Here is a 21,029-nt window from a genome sequence, read left to right as displayed (position 1 = left end):
GATTTGATGGCATATTAAACGTCGATATTCACAATTTTTGCGATAAAAATATATCCCACACACTCCATCACGCCAACCACACCAAGCGTGACCCATCCGTACCAAGTATTAAATAGAGGCGCCATGGCTTCTGGTTCCATCTGCTTCAGGATCATCATAAGAAATAGTGGCAAGCAGGTCATGACGATACCTTGAATGCGGCCTTGCGCAGTCAGCGCTTGGATCTTGCCTTCCATGGTAATCTTTTTTCTCAGGGTATCGGCAATACCTTCCAGCGTGTCAGCCAGATTACCGCCAACCTCTCGAGAAATGCGCATGCCAGAGATCACCATGATGAAATCCTGGATCGGCATGCGTTTTTCCATATTCTGTAAAGCAGTGTCCAGATCGACCCCAACGCGCTGCTCACGTAGCATGAGCTCAAACTCTTGACTGATCGGCGGCTTGGTCTCTGAAACCATGGACTCAAGTGCCACATTCAAGCTGGCTCCTGCGCGTAATGAACCCGAGACCATGAGCAAGGCATCTGGTAACTGTTCTTCAAATTTCTTGATACGGATTTTTTTCAAGCGTGCCACATAAAAACGTGGGCCAATCACGGTAGCAACCCCAGCGCCTAAAGCAAACACAGGGTTTTCAGTAATCACATAAACGATAGCTGGCACGAACACAAAGGCAAGAATATTGAAATAGAACAGCCGTGTTGCATCAACGAAGATGAACATTTCTTGCAAGCTGGTTGCAGCCGTTTTCTGCAAAGTCTGCTTCTGCTTCTTTAAACCGCTTTCCGCAATCTGGAACAAGGTCCAAATCATGGTCAAAGCAGCCAGGGCGATTACCCCAATGAGGAGTGAGTAACTCACAGCTCCCTGTCTTTCTGGAAGATGGAAAGATCCACTGGAATACCACGCTCTGAAAGACTTTGGTATAACTCAGGGATTGCGCCAGTGGCAACAAAAGTGCCACGAATTTTCCCGTCCGCACCATAGCCTTGCTGCTTAAACAGGAAAATATCCTGCATCTGGATCATGCCTGCTTCCATACCAGTGAGCTCAGTAATGTGGGTTACTTTACGTGTACCGTCTGGGAAACGACTCTGTTGAACAATCAGGTGCACAGCTGAAGATATCTGTTCACGAATCGCCTGTATCGGTAAATCCAAGCCTGACATCAACACCATGACTTCAATACGGGCAATACAATCGCGTGGTGTATTGGCGTGGGCGGTTGTCAGTGAACCATCATGACCAGTATTCATCGCCTGTAACATGTCCAGTGCTTCGCCGCCGCGGCACTCACCGACCACGATACGGTCAGGTCTCATACGTAAGCAGTTTTTCACGAGGTCACGAATATGAATACCACCTTTGCCCTCAACGTTGGCAGGCCGCGCTTCTAGAGATACCAAGTTAGGTTGTGACAGCTTGAGTTCTGCCGCATCTTCTACGGTGACGATACGTTCGTCATCTGGAATGTAGTTTGAGAGTACATTGAGCAGCGTGGTTTTACCAGAACCAGTACCGCCTGAAATGACGATATTGGTACCCTTCTCTACAGCTACTTTGAGGAAGGCCATCATGTCTGCAGTCACCGAATTGTATTTAACCAAATCTGTGTCATGCAGTTTGTTTTTTGAGAACTTACGAATGGTGATATTGCAGCCCTTGAGCGCTAATGGCGGAATCACGGCATTCACCCGTGAGCCATCTTTTAGACGCGCATCCACCATGGGCGATGATTCGTCGATACGGCGGCCTAGTGGCGCCACAATGCGTTCAATCGCCTGTAACACAGCTTTATCAGACGTAAAAGTGACTTCCGATTGGGTCAATTTACCACTACGTTCGATAAAGATTTCATCATAACGATTGACCATAATTTCCGTCACAGTGTCGTCAGATAGCAAGTCTTCCAGTGGGCCCAACCCTACCACCTCATCCAGCACCTGCTTGGCTAGCTGGGTTTTATCAACACCAGCTGGTATATCCGTTGCATCAGCGATAATCTCATTGATCAGTGCGCTGGTTGTGCTGCGCAACTCGGTTTCTACCATGCGTGACACATCTACGCGACGCAGGTCCATCATCTTGATTAGTTTGCCATGCACCACCTGGCGCGCCTCACTCATTTTGATGACCCGGGCATCAGCGGTCACTCTCGCTTGAGTACGCATAGTCATACTTGGATCAAAATCGTGTGCTACTTCTTCAACAGCCTGGTGTTCTTTAACGATGGGCGGTCTTGCTGGTAATGACACATTATCTACTGCAAGTTTTGGCTTATCTACAACTGCCGGCTTTGCTTCATGGTCTTTAATCGGCAATGGTGCAGTTGGCGACAATGCACGTGGCTGGAAAGCTGGCATGGGCCTTGTCAGGGTTGCGGCAAGTAAATCCTCAATATTACGGGTCTGTTCATCTTTGGTAAAAGACTGGGTATTAGCAGATGATTTTTGTGGTGTTGCAGTACCATTCTGCACACTGATTTCATAGCTACCAATTTGAATAACATCATCTTCGCTCAGTGGGCCATAAGTATTTTCTACCTCCACCCCATTCACCTCGGTCACGCTCATTCCACCATGATCTTCAACAAATAGCTGGCCGTTTTTTTGCGTGACTGTGGCTTGGCGTTTACCGATGGTCCACCCTTTAATCTGAATCAGATTGTCTTCGGCTTTACCAATGGTAGCGCTATCTGTTTTGCAATTAAATTCACTGACGTCGCCCTTAGGGCTTTTAACACTTAGCATGAACATAATTGTTTACCTTAATCAACAATACCTTTTTTGCCCAACATTCCATCAAACTTCTCGCGCATTTCTTTGCCTTTATCAAGACGTTGCTGGTTGGCAGTTGATGCAGGATCAATCACGACAGGCGTGACAAACATGACCAGGTCACTTCTATTAGATTGAAAGTTTTTCGACTTAAATAAATTACCCAGTATTGGCACATCACCTAGCCAAGGGAATTTATTAATTGAGTTCGAAATACTTTGGTTGACCAAGCCCGACATCACAATGGTTTGGCCACTTTTCAGATTGATATCAGAAGATGTTGAGCGTGTAGTAAACCCTGGAATACCCTGCACCACCACAGAGTTATCAATCGCTGATACTTCTGTATCCAGTTTCGCTTGGATGAGATTGTTATCATCCACTACTGGTGAGATATTAAGCTTGATACCATAATCTTTAAAACTCACACTCACCTGGCCGGTAGGCGAAGTCACTGGCAATGGTACCTGTCCACCTGCCAAGAACTTGGCCTCTCCACCAGAGCGTGTCGCCAACTCAGGTGATGCAAGTACTCCAGCATCACCATTACTAATGGCAAGGTTGATACGTGAGGTCAAAGTGGTCGCCAAGCCCAGATATAAACGCCATGGCTGTGAAGATATGCTGAGCGGCGCGTTGGCGCCCTGCCCCGCAGTAAAGCTAGGATCTACACTGCTACCTTGATATCTGAATTGATTATTACTAATGACATCCGCTGTCAGCGCTGCACTGGGACCATTGATGGATGTAGCCCAGTCTATGCCTAGGTTTTGCAACGCAGTACGCCTGAATTCCATGAATTGAACCTTGATGTACACCATTTTCTTGAGCGTGACATCTTCTTCACGTACCAGATTGATAACCTGTTTTGTGCTTTGGGTAATGATGTCTAACTTCTTTAAATCCTGTTTACTTGCTGTACCTGACAAGGCAATTTGATCACCCACCCGGTCAATCTTGACGTTAGGCAAATCCTTGATCATTGACTGCACATTATTGGTTAAATCACCAATATCCTGGCTGTTTACTTTAACGCGATATTTCAAAATCTTACTGCCTGACCAGATAAACAGGCTGGTATCACCGGGGCTTTCACCCAGCAATAATATTTCCCTGCCATCAATCACATTCGCCGTAATCAACTTGCCATTACCAACAGCAACCCTGCTCACATTTGTTACTGGCAATGTTGTGGCTTCACCGACATAGAGTGAAATAAGCTCTACATTAGCCTGCACATCTAAGCTGGGATTACCATCATCTGGTTTAGCCCCATGAGCGCTCATGAATTTCTTACTGGGTAATTCATTCAGGGTGATGGGTTTTGCTGTTTTGACAGGCCCTGATTCAGTGACTGTACTAGCTGCAATAGCAAGTGAGGGCGTTAAGTTGGATAAGGCGATTGAAAAAACCAAGCCTTGCAATAATAGAGAAATTTTTAGCTTTGAGTTCATTATGTCAGCAGTCTTATCTGATTATCGCGGGTAAGCCGCAGGGTTAGCTTGATTGATTGCAGCATTCACTGTTGGTGGAACTGTGCCAGGAATACCCGAAGATGATGCATTCGGTGCCGTAACCCCAGGAATATTTAATCCAGGGATATTGATATTCATTGGAGCAGCGGCGCCATTACCACCTTTACCGCCCACAATATATTCAACCTTGGCTGGTACTGAAGATGAAGATGCCACTCCTTGCGTCACCTTCTTACCAAAGCCAATCAGCCTGGTGCTGGTCACGGGAGGGTAATCAACCACCACATTGTCATCTGGCTGCCTTAAGGTTGCGCGGATACGCCCAGACTGTTGTGCGAGCGCTACATAGGCTGCTTCTTCTGGTGTGACTTCAACAGTAATCGTTGAGTAATGTAGTGATTGCTGACGTTCTTCTTCTGTCATCAGTGATGGGTTCAAATGATCTGCATTTGTTGTATTGCCTGTGGCCAGCACTTTCACATGCTGCAGGAATAAAAATACTTGCTGCGTAGATGATGAACCTGGCTCTGGAGCGATCAAATGTAAATCGATGAAATCACCTGGCTTTAACATCTGCGAAATAGAATTGAGCTCATCAATATCTACAGTAATTGCCCGTAAGCCCTTAGGTACATTTTGAGAGAAATCTTTGGGTCTATCATCGATGATATCTTCACGCATTAGTGGACGCCCCTTTTGCACGGCACGCAACAATGGCTTGCCACTGATCGCATCAAAGTCATCAGTGGTAATCGTATCTTTATAGACCAGATCAACAGCAATATCACGTGCAGCTACCAAACCCTCATTAAGCACTGTGCCGGCTGGCAAGTCATCAGTTGGTACAACAACCGAGGCTTTAGGGCCGCCCTTTGCCTTGGTCGATAGCTGTGTCTCGATATCCTTCTCTCGATTCTTGAGGTAGGTGATTGATAGCCACGTTGCAAAAAGCCCTAGAACCAGCGCTGAAATCACCAGTATCCACAGACGGTTAATTCTTAATTTTCCTAGTCTTAGCGCCATGCACAGGCCTTTATTAAATATTGAAAGTAATTAAAGTACATTCAGGTTTGTTGAAAAACTCATTGCGTATGTAAAGCCAGCATACGCATCTTTTATTGCAACAATCAGTTGCTGGATGACTGATGAATCTGCGCCTGTGATTAAAATAATTACAGTGAATGAGGTCACCACAAAATATTCCACCATAGACTGCCCACACATGCTGCTGGGCAGCTTCATACTTAGCTGGCGGCTCATCATTCGGTAATCAGGCATATTCATATCCATTCTTCTAAGTACTAAACTCAAGGCCTATCAACAAGATTAGCGACTATTTGCACTTGGCCTTTAATCTGGCTAATCACTACATTTGCTTCTTCAAACCCTCTTTTCAGCAAGAACACATGGCTCTTGACTGACTGGCCTTCAGGTTGCCGCTCTATCTGCGTCGTCCATCCTCTGGAGCTAAATTCATTTTTATAAAAAGAAACATTCGCTGCCAAATCAGAACTATTAGTTATCACCAGCGTTCTTGCATTTCTTACACCATCGGCATAAGTAAAATCATTTTGCACCTGACTACCAGGCAATGCTGGAAAGCTCTCCACCTTGGGTTTGGCTTTATTCAGCTTTTGCGTCTCAATCACTGAGACGATTGCATAACTCCCTTTTCCACTCATACGCGCTTGTACAGTAGTGAAGCAATCACCCTGTATGGTCGAAATCAAACTCCATTCATTCAGGCTCTGCTCTAGGGAGCCTGGGCGCTTGTCATTCGCGAGTGGCGCCCATAGATTTCGATAATACGTAATCAAATCAGCCACCGACTTTGATGAATGGACCGCACGTATGGTCGTAGGTATCCCATTCATCGTCATATCTGGCGCTATCATCTCCATCATCGCGCCATCAGGTGCTTTGGGTACTTCGCATGAAAATTCAGCGCTAGCAGTACAAGCAAATCCAAACAACGCAACACAAACAACAAACTTACTTCTCATACTTAATTAGTCAGCCTATCTGGTGGCACCACATCTGGTTCAATCTTACCGATCTCTAACCAACAAAATTCTGGTGTGAATGCACCCAGCAATGCACAGCCAAGCGCTTGCACTACAGGCTTCAATGAAGAGTCATTGACTAAACCAAGTGGCGCGATACCCGCTGTTTGCGTCTTCACGTGGCTAGCGCCATTAGCACCCCAGCCATTCGCCAGAATGACATTTTTATCCCTAAAAACCAGCACGCCTGGGTCAAATTTACCTGAGTCCGAGCCACTCAAATTTAGCCCTATCGGTAATGTTGTCACAGTAATAGCTGCATTCCCTGTGTAAAGACCGTTGGTCTCAAGCTTAAAACCTGTAATTGAAGTAATGGCAGTGATCGCCCCCAACACATCGCCGGTCACAGTATCGGGGCTATTACCATTCCCTATATTACCTACCGCAGCATCGTCATATTTTTGCAGCATCACTGAACTATCGCGATTACGCCATAAGTTTCTCGCGCCTGAATCGGTAAAAGAGCCAGCGGCCTTATCATTCGATTGGATTTTTTGTCCAAAAGAGATCACCCGTTGTCGCGCCTCATTTTCGATTTCCTGATACGTTTTTGAATTACCAGGCCATGAGTTGCTTGAACTATTACCGCCATACCAGACAGTGCGCTCCCAAGCGGTATATCTAGCGGTTTGTGCGGCAGCGGCCTTAACATCGGCATACTTACCCAGCATAGGGATAATCAGATAGAGTGGAATCAAAAATAGCATGGCACCGACGACAAACTCGGTCATTGCCTGACCCTTTTGGCGAGACTTGCTCATGCGTGAGTTGTGTATATTCAAACTCACTACAAAATACCTGTTCCGAGAATTGAAAGACCCTGTTCCAGAATATTGTTAGGGACTAACCGTGCCTGCCAGTATGGGCTATAGAGGCTTCCCCACTCGGTCTTGCCATCGTCACGTTTGAATATTCCCCATTCAGGGCTGCCTTGGGCACGCACAAATTTTGAGCTGGGACGTGAGAAATAGGCTTGGGCTTTGGAAAGTGCCCGTAAATTATTACTTGGGTTACCCATGGGTAAATTCAGTTTTCCATCCGAACCACCACCAATGGTGTAATCGCCTGTGCTGGAGGTAATCAAACTGCTATTTGGTCTTTCAACTTCTACCACCCAGGAAGGCGCAACATCGTTCAAATTGGTCTTGTTAGTCGCGTTTGCTTGTTGGCTCGCATTAGTTTTAATATTGGCAGCCAAGTCGTAGTAATCACGGATACCCGCCCTTGAATCGAGATTGGTACCTGGCCCTTCTGCTACTTTGATCCAGGCTGGAATCGCCGTCATCGGATTTACATGGACTCCACCGAAAGGAATCTCAGCCAATGGATCAACGTCTGTATTTGCAGGGTTGCGATGCCCAAAGTTATTACTTAAGCCAAGCCCTTGTGATGATATCCATGCAGAATTACCAGCCGCAGCAGCGCCAGCGCCAGCTGGTAAAGGTGGTAATGGAAATGGAATAGGCACGGGAATACCAAACACAGGAATAGTCAGGCACATGATGACAAATAAACCAGTTGAATCCAGGCTATCCCAGCCTTTCATATTCTGGTCTGCGACGTTGGCATTGTTCTTTAGCACACTACCGCCAGAGTGAAACTGCATCATCAGTAATGGCCCTACGCCGTAGGTAAACAACCTGGTCGGATCAATCAAAATAGGAAGTGGCCAAATCGGTGGTAATGACCTGTCTTTATAAAAGACATCAGTAGAGGCTTGCGTCACTTTAGCCATACGGTCATCGCCATCGGTGTTGCCAGACGGTGAAAAACTCTTGGTAAACGTGTAGTAGTTAGCAGCATAAGCAGCCAAGGCCAGGTTGCCAAAATCCGATACTTTCGCTTCAGGCTCATTGGCCTCAACCACATTTGGGATGACCTGCAATGGAATGCTAGCCACAACTGCTAAGTGATAAGCTTTAGAAGCGTAATACAGCCCGTCGATTAGAAAATCAATGGCTTTAACGGCTGGGCCTGCAACGGGATCAAGCACAGATTTAATCCCATTACTAAAACCCTTGGCTACATTAAAGGGGGTTGACCACATGGCTTTTAATGATGAGAAACTGGAAATAGTTTCCTGAATGGATACATATTCACCATTGTAGGTGTCATAAAAATTGCGAGACCAGCCCGTTAAGCTGACAATCTGGGCAACGGCCACTTGATTAGCAATCATGCCGCGATTCATATAGGCGGCAAAATTGAGGTCTCTAGCTTCGGCGACTGCAGCGCTGTAAGCGGCGGCATCGGCAGTATTCTGTAATTTGATACGATGGTATGAAAGCTGTCCGCTATTGAATGTAACTAGCGTTACAAGCAGAACAATCACTGAGGTGACAGTAATGAACACAATAGACTGACCACGCTGTTTGCGCGGATATGCCATTGCCAGTTCAGCGGTAGAAAAACGCTGATTCATCTGCCGAACTCCCCTTCAGTAGATAGAACGAAAACTAGGAAAATCAGGCTGATAAAACACTCAATTTATCAGCCTGATTTATAGATTAATACATTATTTAAAACTTAAACCGTGTAAAAAAACACTAACGAAAGCAATATTATTGCTCGTTACCGTATGTACCCAAGGTTTTCTTCTTTACGCCAGTATCTTCAGCAGCTTGACCAGCAGTCTTAGCCGCAGTTTGTGAGGTCTGTGCTTTAGATCCAGCCATTTCTTGCGCCATACCTGCCGTTTGCGCACGAATGGTACCGCCAAAGTAGCTGTATACACCGATCGCCGCTACAGCAATCAGTGCCACGATAATGATGTACTCGGTCATACCTTGACCAGATTGTTTTTTCAAATTCAAAATATTCATATAATTCCCCGATTATTTAACTAATAAATCCAACTCAAAGACACTACTTACAACAGCCAACAAGCATAACCGAATATTACGTAGCCATGCCTGATTTTAACAATATTTCTCAAAATGAATAGCGAAAATATAGGATATTTTCTGGCATTTATTGCACCTCGCTTATTGCACCTTGGTAGAAGCTTTGCAACTTGCCCTCTGTTCAGACACCGTCCCTGTATTTTGCCTTAGTCTCATGCCTGTTGCTTTCATCTGAATCATATCCCCATTAGGCTGCCCAGCCTTGGAGACTGTTTTAACTGACTGACTTTCATCTTCACAAGGTGGATAGCTTTCAGCTTGATTAGCATCATTTTGTGCGACCAGCTTTGCATCACTGGTTGAACCACCACCTGCACCACCAGCAAATGGATTATCTGCATCAGCACTAGTGTTTTGATCAACTGTTCCAGCCGAATTGTTTGCGCTGCCACTATTGCTATTCGTACTACTTGATGACGAAGAATTTGAATTGCCATCCTGGCCATTGCTTGAACCCTTGTTATTACTTGCAAATTGTGTTGATCCGCTACCATTTGCACTCGAGCCATCACTAAAGGAAGCTCCACCAGAAGAGTCGCCAAAGCTATTATTGGCTACATTACTGCTGCCCCCATTTGTGCCACTAGCCCCTCCCGAAAATCCGTTAGCATTCCCGCTTGAACTATTTGCGGAATTACTTCCAGCGCTTGACGTGTTGCTAGCTGTGCTACTACCTCCACCATTAAAGCCGTTTGAACCGGCAACGGTACCAGAACCAGAAGTTGAACTGCCAGAACTTGAGCTACCAGCGCTAGAACTACTTGAACCACCGCCACTTTGATTGTTGCCAGCAAACTGCGTTGAACCGCCACCCGCGGCCGAACCATCGCTAAATGTTCCACCGCCAGCGCTATCCCCAAAATTATTATTGGCAAGATTACTACCGCTGCTAGCGCCGCCACTAAATCCATTGGAGTTATTCTGATTGTTGTTGCTAGTCTGGGTATTGGCAGCGCTGCTACCGGAGCCACTGTTGCTGGAAGACCCACTTGTATTGGTAGTTGTGCCAGCACTTGAGGTGCCAGAGGTATTAGTACTACCGCCGTTATTCGAAGCGCTACCGCCAGTTTGACTATTGCCAGCAAACTGCGTACCGCCTGATGTATTGGTCACACCAGAACCATCGCTAAAGGTTGCGCCGCCAGCATTATCGCCAAAATTACTATTATTAGTGCCGCTACCATTTGAACTGCTACCGCCGCCTGAGAACCCGTTGTTATTCTGGTTGCTGGCAGTTTGATTATTGCCTGGGGTCGTTGAACCACTGGAATTTGAATTCCCAGCATTTGAACTGCCATTGTTTGAATTGTTATTAGCGCCGCTACTACCCGTTCCATTATTCGCGGTTTGTGTATTGCCACCAGTTCCAGTATTAGAGCCATCACTCAAGGTCGCCCCACCTGATGTATTTCCGCTCGAACCAGATGAATTGCTATTGTTATTCCCGCCGCCAGTAAAGCCATTGTTATTCGTGTTATCAGCAACCTGCGTATTACCATTACTGTTATTACCTGACTGATTACCGCCCGGTAAAGTGCCATCACTTAGGGTAGCGCCACCAGTATTGTTGGTACCGGAATTATTACTGTTGTTATTATTGCTGTTAGTACCGCCGCCATTGAATCCATTATTGCCGTTATCAGCTGTCTGGGTATTCCCAGGATTATTATTGGCAGGGTTTGTGCCATCGCTCAACGTTCCACCGCCAGTGTTATTGTTTACTGGGTTGCTGTTATTGTTGCCGTTGTTGCCACCACCAGTGAACCCATTATTATTGTTTGTGTTATCAGCAACAGGGTTATTACCGTTCTGATTGCTTGGCGGTGTGCTCCCTGGAGTACTGCCATCCGTAAGGGTACCGCCACCAGTAGGGTTGCTGTTGTTGCTCGGTGGGTTAGATGTTTGGCCACCATTTTGTATCGGGTTACTGTAGCCAGGGTCGTTACCACTGAATTGGCCACCACCTGCCAAGCCATCTGCTGGCGTACCTAATGTATCGTTAGGATTACCAGCCTGAGTGCCAGGAGTCGATGGGTCAGAAGGCGTACCATTATTACCACCTGGATTACCTGTCACCTGCCCTGGATTATTCGCTGCTTGTGTTGTGCCAGAGCCAGGCGGGTTTGCAGTTTCATTACCGCCGCCGTTATTGGGTTCTGGCGCATTTGTACCGCCTGGGCCTGAATCATTATCATTGCTGCTTGAACCACCGCCGTTATTGCCACCATTATTATTGCTGTTACCACCACCAGTACCGCTGCCAGTTTGACTGCTGCTAGGTGGCACAGTGCCGCCGACGCTGGTTGTGTTAACGCCATTAAGCACGATGTTTCTGGTAGGGCTTGCCGCATTACCTTGCTGCAATGAATCCTTAATATAAATCTTGGAATTCGTTGTAGTCATTTTTGTCAGGCAAGGCAAGCTTGCAATACCACATATAAATGCTGGTGAAGGTGAATATGGTGCAGACAAGTTACTACTGTTGTTCCATGTAGCTGGAGAATCAGGATTGAAGGCATAGTTATTATAAAAACGCCCTAATGTTTCAAAATAGAGCGTCATATCACCAAGGGATATTTGCTGTGCCGACGTGTCAGTGGCATAGCCCACGCTGATATTGCCGTTATAACCCGAACCACCAAACAAAATAGTACTTGAAGGGTTGAACTGGTCTAGCAAGCCGCTCTTTGCAAGGTTACTGACATAGTATGTTGTATTCACATCAGCAACGCTCGGCGCATTGTAGGCGAGCTGGATATTACGCGTATCGGTAAAAGGCCTCAGATTCACATAAGTTTTTGCACCCGTACTGATTGTGCCCTGCACAAAATCCAAGTTATTTGCAATGAATATCAAATCCTGTCTGGCAGAGCCACCGCTATTTTGCGCAACGACATTGCTGCTACCGTCAAAAGCATAGGTATTGGTTGAGCGATTATCCATACTCAACAACTTAATGTTTTGCGATTTAATACGCACAGCACCAACCGGCTTATTGGTTGCGGCAATCTGCGTACCTGTGTTTTGTTCAGTGTAAGCATCGGCAATCTGGCCAAGTGCGCTGATCGTCAAGACGCCACTGCCATGACTGCTGTTATCAATATCTACCGCTTTCCCTCCGAGGGCAGTCAAGGTAGAAATATTGGTTGCCAGACTAAATACTGCTTTGTCACGATCACCTTTAATGCCCAATGAGTTTGCATTTAAGGAACCACTACCAGCCGTTTTGATAATCGTATCGTTGGGCGTAGAAATAGTGATGCCCACTGCAGAATTAGTTGAAACCGCTTGGTTAAAAGTAGTATTGCCGTTTGAATTGGTTGAGATTCCATACAGTGCTTGGCCGCTGGCTGCAGTACTCACCATGCTCATCGCACCCAAATTCATAGTGTTGCCAGCAACACTTACCCCACCAACATCACTAGCCCCAGCAACATTACTAACCTGCTTGTTAATATCAGCATAAGTAATCGGGTTATTAACTCCAGTAGAGGGAATAACTCGCTCTGCCGTTTGTTCTGTTTTAATCACAGCGGCAGATGTATCAATGTTGCCATTACCACCATTGAATTGAGTGTTGATGTTAACGCCCGGTTGGGATGCACCTTTTGAGGTGATAGTCCCCGTCGCAGTCATGCTGCCTTTAGCATTGATATTGACTTGTGAACGCCCGCCCGTGGATTCTGCCAACACCTGCTTGGTACTGACACTCCCGTTATCTGCCTGTATCAACACAGTTGCAGAGTGTGCCAGCTGAGTACTGTCAGCCTGCTGCACTGCAGTATCATAAGCCTTGATTAGATTATTATTGGTGGCTGATTGCGTAATAGAAGCATTGGTGGATATCAGCGAAACTTTAGCTGCTTCAACGCCAAAACTGCCACCACCCTGTGCCAGCACATTATTGTTAATGGTCATATTGCCTGACGAAGTCAGTGCAACAGTAGCGGGTGAGGTAGCATTGGCTGCGCCATTATTTGCAAGAGCAGTCACTGCACCAGTCACGGTCATGTTTCCTGTCGATACAATTTTAATATCGGCATTAGCTGCGCCACTAACCGATACAGTATTGACCACCAAGTCATTGACTGACCTAAAATCAACACCATTAGGGCTGCTAGCTGTTCCCGTGACATTGGCAGCAAACTGGTTAACCTGATTATCCTGACCTAGATCAACCTTGTTAGCATTTGTGACAACCACACTATTGGCCGTGATATGGCTGACAGGTATCTGCCAAATTCCACCAGCGGTATTGTAAAAAACGGTGCCTGTGGTATTCAGATTACCAGCTGTAATCGCCTGCACGTTGTTGCTATTTGATTTAAGAGATATAGCCGCACCATTGCTTGCAGAAAGATTACCTACATTTATGATGCCAGCGCCGCCCGCTGTACCTAGCGCCTCAATGGTAAGACTTCCGCCTGAAGCAATCGTATCGGCCGTATTTGCAAACTCCACCCCGCCAGATGTGTCTGAGGTTAAACGCAATGCACCCGCAACGGCTCTTGTAGTGCCGCCCAAGTTTGCCAGCGTTATTTTCTTGTCTGACTCCACCACCACACTTGAACTGGCATTCGTGGCAGCCAATTGATTGACGGTCAGATCATTCATTGATTTGAAATTGAAACTTGTGCCGCTGATATTGGTGGCTGATAACTTATTAACTAAATTGGCTTGAGTCAACGCTACATTACTAGCCTTGCTAATCACGACACTATCAGCCGTTATCTTGGTGTTAGCGATCTGAGCAATGCCACCAAAGGTGTTATAGGTAACTGATCCAGTAGCTGTGGTACTTAGATTGCCAGTGGTAATTGCGTTGGCACTATTACTGTTAGCAGTCAGAGAAATGCTGCCAGAGCCAGACGAAAGATTACCAATATCAATCACTCCAGTACCCAACGATTCAACCGTAATATTGGCACCCTGAGTCGAGATCGTATCGGCTTTGTTGGCAAAGGTCACCCCACCAGTAGTGGTGGAAGTTAAGCGTAAGCTGCCTGAACTGGTCTGCGCCATACTTAAAGTCCCGCCGCCCAAATCCGCTAATGTAATTAACCCAGTGGCCTCTAACACCACGTCTGCGCCAGCGACTGCTGCTTGTAATGTACCTCTTGAAATCGTATTGCCGCCGTTGTCAGCAGTCGCCACCAGAATCTGGTTGGCTGGTGCATTACCAAATTCAGTATCAAGTGAACCTGAAGCAGCAGCCCCCGCAGTGATCGTAATGGTGCTGGGGTCGAGCAATAAAGTGCCGTATTGTTGAGAGAGTGCGGTTAAATCAGCAAAGCCATTGAATACAAGATTTTGCTTGCCTGATACTTCGGCATTGCCACCTGCACCTGTGCCAGTTCCTTTTGCCGAAATAAAGCCATCAAATCGAGTGGCGTCATTCGCCCAAACAACCACTGAACCGCCGTTACCGGCTAAGCCATTCGCTAGCAGATTGGCACTACCAGCCACATAGGTGTTGTCTGAAACCTGACCAGCAGTTGTAGCACCATGAAAATCGCCACCGACCCTCACCTGCCCCCCTGTCGCGCCAGTAACATCCAGCGTGGAGTCGGCAAATACACCAGTTTGTTTACCTGCAACTATGATGCTGCCGCCTGCGCCAGTTGTGCCTGTAGCGGCTAACTGCCCCGATACAGCGGCAACGCCCTGATCATTGGTGACTTGTATGGTGCCGCCGCGTTTACCGCTAGTGTTAATCGACCCTGTGGACTTGGTCACCCCAGAGGATGCAGAGAGAATCACTGCCCCATCTCGTTCATCAATGCTTTGTGCTCGTAGCACACCAGTGTTGTTGACTACCATGCCTGTCAGCTCGTTTGTACTGCGGGCTGACATCACAATCTTGCCGCCATCAGCAGTGATCAAGCCAGCATTCTCTACACTGGCGATCTGACGTAATGCACTACCTTCTACTGAGAAACCCACCAAGCCATCGCTCTGGGTTTCAATCGTTACACGGTCTGCAGATATTAGCCCGACATTGCCTTTGGTTGCGTTAATTTGGCCTGTCGCGCTATTGCTGACTTTATCAGCAGCCAGCAAGGCATAGCCACCACCACGAATAGTGATTACGCCCGCGTTTTCAATTGATGCGGCGCTATTACGTTCAAAACTGTAATGATTGGATAAGAAATCAGAATCTGAGATCGACATGGTTGTCGCCACTAGACCTGCAGTATCAACGCTGGAACCAAAGCCAAAGAATATGCCGTTGGGGTTGACTAGAAAAACCTTACCATTCGCCGACAACGACCCCAATATGCTCGAAGGGTCACCACCTGTTACGCGATTAAGCACCACGCTATTGCTGCCTGGTTGCACAAAATTAACGCTGGATGAAGAACCGATTGAAAATGAACCCCAATTGATAATGGCTTTATCGGTAGTTTGGGTAATGGTCTGATTTTGACCAGTCTGGCTAATTGAAGCACTGCCGCTGATGACTTGCCCTGCAGTCGGTAGATCTTGTGATATCGCAGTCAAACTGGTAAATGCAGTCGCAACAAAGAAGGCAACACGCTTCAAGTTGAAGGCATGGCGAGCAACAAGCACAGACGAACGGAATTGTTCCGAACTTCGGAGATGCTGTTTCAATTTGCCAGCCTTATGGCATTTCATGTTATGCGACCTGCCACATCGTGACCCCAGTCCAAGGATTACAGTCCAATACTACACCAATCATATGCACGGTTAGTATGACAAATTCAGGTTAAACCACAGCCTGCCATTTTTACCATCCACAGCTTTATCATCTGCTGTTGGTATCGCATATTCAGCTTTGAAGCGCCCGTAATTCCCCAAATAAAACACAAGGCCTGCGCCTATAGAAGACAAGCGGTCTGTCCCTGTAAAGCCTTTATTTTTAACACCACCAGTATCAGCGAATACGGATATGTAGCCGGGAACACTTGCTAGCCGCCATTGCCTGCGCAATTCCATCGTCACCAGATACCCGCCGTCGCCACGCACCTGTGCTGTTGGGTAGCCGCGAATACTCTCGCTGCCACCTAGTGAAAATTTCTCGGTATCAGGCAAAGCTGAAGCTGAATACACACCCTGGCCACGGAAATAGAAATCCCAATAGCGCGTAGCACCAGTCAAGTGAGTCACTTCGGCATCTACTTTAGAGGCCACATGATTCTGCTCGGCAACGCTGCCGTTACGCCACATATTGGTTGAATAAGCCATATTCAGCGACGTAGCTGATGAATCCTCATGCACCCAGTTAGAGTAAACAGAAGCCACCGCTAATGGCAGCGAAGAACTTGAAAATGGCACACCCAGCACATTCTGCTGCGTGCTTGTACGCCGGAACTGCAGAGCTCCGATGATATTTTGCGAGCGTGTGCGCAGATAGGGGTATGAAATAGTAATGTCAGAATTACGTACCTTGCCTGATATATCCAGCGCTGCAAAATTACCACCCAGCTTGTAATCGGTAATGAGGGTCGAGAGTGCAAGCCTGATGCCATCAGAGCCAATTGGAAATGAGTAACCTACACGCTGGTACTTGAATAAATCATCGGTAGATTGCAGCGCGCGTAATGTAAGCTGGTCACCTAATGTAAAAGGATTATTGACCGAAGCTCCAGCATCTATACGGTTCTCGCCAGTCTCTTTAGAGCCTGGGTTGGAAAACCCAAGAAAAGCATCAAACAACTTCTCTTTTAATTCTACATTCACATCTGTGGTACCAAACTTCTCGCCCGGCACCAAGGTGGCACGGGCTTTCAATCCTGGCAGATCATTCAGTAAAAGTAGTTGACGTTCCATGCCAGCATCAGTTACTAGCTGGCCATCTTTATTGCGGATGAAATCATCAAAGTAAGGCTGTAAAAAATTCTTACGATAGCGCCATTGGCCTTTGAAACTGGTATTGGAAATTTGGCCTTCAATGATTTGTATGGTCACCAAACCATCTTCAACCCGTTGTGCAGGTACAAAAGCACGTGCAACCGTATAGCCTTCGCGACGATAAATCGCGGTAATTTTGGCAGCGATTCTATCGATTTCTTCCAGTGTTAATTGCAAATCGAGGTATTGCTCGGTCACGGTGCGCAACTCGAACTCTTTGAATACGGTGTTACCAGTGAACGTAAAACCACTCACCAGAAAGCGTTTAGTGGTGTCCGTGGTTTCTTCGCTGTTTTCTGCGGAATCTTCTGAAGTAAATACAATTTGCGCGGGGGATGATACTTCTGGCGAGCGCCTATCTTGCACTGAATCCTGCACGGCACCGGGAGTCGGTGGTAGTGCAGTTGCAGCTTGTGCTTGCCCCATATAGCAAGCAAAAATCGCCACAAAAACAACTGGCAGAAAACTGAATTTCAGCAACGGTACTGAATGCCTGACGGCATTAAACCAGTTCATTACTGTGCTGGTGAAGCTATGCGTGAAGCAAGTCTATTTTGCAGTTCGGTTTGCTCTGCAGGCTGCAACCTACGAACTGCGGCATCACGATTATTCAAACCGTTTTTGTCACCATTTTCGGCGGCTAGGCTAAACCAGTAGGCGGCATCTACATAATTCAGGGGAACACCACGGCCTGTGCCATACAGTACGCCCAGATTGTTTTGTGCAGCGGCATGTTTTTGTGCGCCAGCCTGACGATAATATTGGGCAGCCATGCCGTAATCTTGCGGCAAACCCAAGCCCTTTTCATACAGAACACCAAGATTATTCTGTGCCTGTGCAGAGCCCAAATCAGCGGCCTTACGATAATAATCAATTGCTGCAGGCAGGTTGGCGGGGACTCCACGACCATTCTCGAGTAATACAGCGTAATTATTCATGGCATTGCGATCACCAAATTTCGCACCTGCCTCATACCATTTTGCTGCACCAGCTAAATCCTGCGGGCCACCTGCACCCCGCTCTAATAAGACACCTAAGTTGTTTGGTGCACTGCGGTTACCGCCATTTGCTGCTTTTAAATACCAGTCACGTGCCTTGGTTAAATCAGGTGGAACACCTAAGCCTTTTTCGTATAGAACACCCAGGTTATTTTGTGAATCAGCATTGCCCTTTTTAGCATCTACCAGCCATATTTTTTGCGCTTCAGCATAATTGCCGCTTTTAGCAGCAGCTAAGCCCTCTTCTACGCCTGCATGACTTGTGACTGAAAACCCTAAAGAGAATAATGCGGCAAAAAATAGCCTGTGGAAGAATTTCATGTGAGCCCCTGATTCGAAAAAACAAATTTATAATTAATTGTATTGCTACGCACTATAAATTATTCAATGGAAACTTTCACTATTTCTGACTAACTTAGTTTGAATTAGTCGGTTATGATTGATATAAATCCAAACAAAATAATAACGTTAAATTGTGACATTTGAATTAGGGCTGAGGGAATACATGGCAACAGTAGATGAAAGTGGGATCAATGAATTTAAACAGGTTTTTCCACAGCTAGTCTCAGACTTATCACCAGCAGCGTTAAAAAAACTGCTGGACAGCTGCGCTCTGACTGAATTCCGCCCTGGTCGCAACATCATGCGAGACCGTATGCCATCTGATGCGATTTACTTTGTATTAGAAGGTGAAGCTAGAGTGTTTATCGAAAATGACAATCAATCGATCAAACTTGGCAACATTAAACCTGGCCAAATACTAGGCGAAATATCTATCTTATCCCGCAAATTGGTTTCAAGTGCCAGCGTAGAAGCCGCGACCCCAATGAGAACCTTAAAGCTAAGACATCAGCCATTAGAGGATTTACTCGTTGCTGAAGATACTGGACCTGCACTCCTTAATGTTTTAACAGAAGTGTTGGCTGCAAGATTACGCACACCGCATTGATAGCATTTAGCCTACTGAAACAAAGCAATGAATAATTAATCAGGGATTAGCAATGACACTATTACCTTTTTTGCGTGATCTTCCCGCATTTGAAAAATTCACCGAGACTGAACTCACTGCTTTTATTGCTCACTCCAGATTATTCGAGTTTCCTGAAGACTATTTGTTCTCAGATCAAAAAGAACCAGGTGAATCAACCTACTTATTGATTTCAGGGCGTGTGCGTGTTTTTCAGCATGACAATGTAGTCAACGAAACCATGAGCGTGAATGAAATCTGCGCTGGCGAAGTCTTTAACGTGCTTTCACTGGTTGAAGATTTAACTGTTCCCACCACTGTCGTTGCCCTTGAGCCATCTATTGCCCTTGAGTTTCCGCGTGAAAACCTTGCGGCACTGAGAGAGCAAGCGCCACGCATCGCCCATCAATTTCAATACATGATCGCCATCCAACTCGCTAATGCCGTATTTGCTAGAAATGCTGCCTTGCGCGCACGTTTGTAAATGCTGCAAAAAAGGCAGAAGCCGCCTCTACGTTTACTCGCATTATTTGTTATTGCACTCTCTATTGTTGGATTAGCAGGTTGTGCAACGCAAGACGATAGACTTGGTACATTACGTGAGATCAATGATCTCAGTGTTGAAAATAGTAATGATAAACCTAGTAGCAATGCACAGGATAATGACGCGAAATCTAGTGCCAAGTCATCAGGTAAGTCAGACCCTAATCACCCATCAGAAAATCCACCGCCGCTAAATTCTGGAAAATCTAGCAAGCTATCATCACGTTTACAAGCTGGCTTTGGCATAGCGAACCTCAATTCAAACGCTGTGGCTGATTACACCCGTTTTTATGGCAGTCATACAGATTTTATTTTGCAGGCACTGCAAAAATCAGCTCCCTACCTGCCTTACATCATTGATGAGCTTGAATATCGCGGCATGCCAACAGATTTGGCATTGTTACCCATTATAGAAAGCGGATTTGACCCACGCGCCACCTCAAGCGCCGCAGCCGCGGGCATCTGGCAATTCATCCCCTCTACCGGCAAACGCTTTGGCTTACAACAAACCTGGCTGCGTGACGAGCGCCGAGACCCACTCACCGCCACCAGTGCTGCGCTTGACTATCTACAAGCGCTTTATAACCAATTTGGTGACTGGCAACTTGCTTTGGCGAGTTACAACTGTGGCGAAGGCTGCGTAGCAAAAGCACAGACAAAGGCGCGCCAAGCTGGGCGTGGTAGCGACTTCATTAGCATCTCACCCTGGCTACCCGTTGAAACCCAAAACTACGTTCCGCGTTTTATCGCTGTTAGAAACATCATTGCGGGCACAGACCTTAACAGGCTGCTGCAAGCCAACAACAAGGCCGCCATTACCCAAATCAACTTCAGTGGGCCGGTTGATTTAGGCACAATATCCGCGGTCAGCGGCATGCCACTAAATGACTTAAAGTTACTCAATGCAGGCATTTTAAGACAGGTAGTCACAGCAAACAGCAACCCTATATGGATTTCACAAGAGGGTTTATCAAGGTTAAAAACTGAGTTAGGTAAAACAGATAAACCCATGCTGAGCCTGATTAGCCTGAAAGCAGCCAAAGCATTACCTAATGAAACATTAACGCATTTTGCTATCAGGCAAAATGTGTCTGTGGAAGAAGTGAGGAGTATCAACGGCATTCACGCATCACTCAGCGTAATAGCCTCGGGCACCTTATTCATTCCAATAAAAGGGGGAGAGCTAGCATTCTCTGGGGATGAATCATCATTAACTCCACTCAGAATGGTGGGTGAAGAAAAGCTGTTGAAACAAAACCAATATGTAAGCAATAGCGACAAAATGCTGCTCGCAGCCCACCCTAGCATCATAGAAAACAGCGGATGGATTCCTGGGCGTTTGAAATTGGTAGGGAGCCAGAATAAATCCCGAGGAATCAGTGGTCGATATTCCTCATTTCATATCGACATTGCCAATAAAAAATAAACG

15 protein-coding genes are annotated in these 21,029 nt (G+C 46.4%); 3 read left to right on the top strand and 12 right to left on the bottom strand.

Features of this window, described 5'->3' with window-relative positions:
* Positions 1-14: 14 nt before the first annotated feature.
* The 12 genes from ZMTM_RS05610 to ZMTM_RS05555 form a co-directional block, all read right to left on the bottom strand.
* Positions 15-863: a type II secretion system F family protein gene (locus ZMTM_RS05610; protein ID WP_221765320.1), complete on the bottom strand. Its 849-nt coding sequence runs from the start codon at positions 861-863 to the stop codon at positions 15-17.
* Positions 860-2,758 (bottom strand): ATPase, T2SS/T4P/T4SS family, encoded by a 1,899-nt coding sequence (locus tag ZMTM_RS05605; protein WP_221765319.1) that lies wholly within the window; start codon positions 2,756-2,758, stop codon positions 860-862. The genes ZMTM_RS05610 and ZMTM_RS05605 overlap by 4 nt, the downstream gene beginning before the upstream one ends.
* 11 nt (positions 2,759-2,769) lie before the next feature.
* Positions 2,770-4,233 carry a type II and III secretion system protein family protein gene (locus ZMTM_RS05600; protein WP_221765318.1) on the bottom strand — a complete coding sequence of 488 codons (1,464 nt, stop codon included), beginning with the start codon at positions 4,231-4,233 and terminating at the stop codon, positions 2,770-2,772.
* 21 nt (positions 4,234-4,254) lie between these two features.
* The gene (gene cpaB, locus ZMTM_RS05595) at positions 4,255-5,277 is read right to left on the bottom strand and encodes a Flp pilus assembly protein CpaB (RefSeq protein WP_221765317.1); all 1,023 of its coding nucleotides are present in this window, start codon (positions 5,275-5,277) and stop codon (positions 4,255-4,257) included.
* Positions 5,278-5,307: 30 nt separating this feature from the next.
* Positions 5,308-5,532: a hypothetical protein gene (locus ZMTM_RS05590; protein ID WP_221765316.1), complete on the bottom strand. Its 225-nt coding sequence runs from the start codon at positions 5,530-5,532 to the stop codon at positions 5,308-5,310.
* A gap of 29 nt (positions 5,533-5,561) precedes the next feature.
* Positions 5,562-6,257 (bottom strand): hypothetical protein, encoded by a 696-nt coding sequence (locus tag ZMTM_RS05585; protein WP_221765315.1) that lies wholly within the window; start codon positions 6,255-6,257, stop codon positions 5,562-5,564.
* A 2-nt stretch (positions 6,258-6,259) separates the two neighbouring features.
* A complete protein-coding gene (locus ZMTM_RS05580; protein WP_221765314.1) occupies positions 6,260-7,048 on the bottom strand; it encodes a hypothetical protein in 789 nt (262 codons plus the stop codon).
* Positions 7,049-7,104: 56 nt separating this feature from the next.
* Entirely contained in the window at positions 7,105-8,739 is a 1,635-nt protein-coding gene (locus ZMTM_RS05575) for a pilus assembly protein TadG-related protein (protein WP_221765313.1), read from the bottom strand.
* 139 nt (positions 8,740-8,878) lie between these two features.
* Positions 8,879-9,139, bottom strand: coding sequence for a Flp family type IVb pilin (locus ZMTM_RS05570; protein ID WP_221765312.1), 261 nt, complete (start codon positions 9,137-9,139; stop codon positions 8,879-8,881).
* A gap of 162 nt (positions 9,140-9,301) precedes the next feature.
* On the bottom strand, positions 9,302-15,832 hold the full coding sequence (locus ZMTM_RS05565) for a hypothetical protein (protein WP_221765311.1): 6,531 nt from the start codon (positions 15,830-15,832) through the stop codon (positions 9,302-9,304).
* A 96-nt stretch (positions 15,833-15,928) separates the two neighbouring features.
* The gene (locus tag ZMTM_RS05560) at positions 15,929-17,608 is read right to left on the bottom strand and encodes a ShlB/FhaC/HecB family hemolysin secretion/activation protein (RefSeq protein ID WP_221765310.1); all 1,680 of its coding nucleotides are present in this window, start codon (positions 17,606-17,608) and stop codon (positions 15,929-15,931) included.
* Entirely contained in the window at positions 17,608-18,411 is an 804-nt protein-coding gene (locus ZMTM_RS05555) for a tetratricopeptide repeat protein (RefSeq protein ID WP_221765309.1), read from the bottom strand. The genes ZMTM_RS05560 and ZMTM_RS05555 overlap by 1 nt, the downstream gene beginning before the upstream one ends.
* Before the next feature lie 184 nt (positions 18,412-18,595).
* Here ZMTM_RS05555 and ZMTM_RS05550 point away from each other — a divergent pair, with 184 nt between their 5' ends.
* Genes ZMTM_RS05550 through ZMTM_RS05540 form a run of 3 tightly spaced genes read left to right on the top strand, consistent with a single transcriptional unit; the run spans position 18,596 to position 21,026 of the window.
* Positions 18,596-19,039, top strand: coding sequence for a Crp/Fnr family transcriptional regulator (locus tag ZMTM_RS05550; RefSeq protein ID WP_221765308.1), 444 nt, complete (start codon positions 18,596-18,598; stop codon positions 19,037-19,039).
* 52 nt (positions 19,040-19,091) lie between these two features.
* Positions 19,092-19,541, top strand: a complete 450-nt coding sequence (locus ZMTM_RS05545; protein WP_221765307.1) for a Crp/Fnr family transcriptional regulator — start codon at positions 19,092-19,094, stop codon at positions 19,539-19,541.
* Positions 19,542-21,026 carry a transglycosylase SLT domain-containing protein gene (locus ZMTM_RS05540; RefSeq protein ID WP_221765306.1) on the top strand — a complete coding sequence of 495 codons (1,485 nt, stop codon included), beginning with the start codon at positions 19,542-19,544 and terminating at the stop codon, positions 21,024-21,026.
* The last annotated feature ends 3 nt before the right edge of the window (positions 21,027-21,029 follow it).

It is taken from the genome of Methyloradius palustris (genome assembly GCF_019703875.1).
GTDB classification, from domain to species: domain Bacteria; phylum Pseudomonadota; class Gammaproteobacteria; order Burkholderiales; family Methylophilaceae; genus Methyloradius; species Methyloradius palustris.
This window is presented reverse-complemented; position numbering and strand designations above follow the sequence as displayed.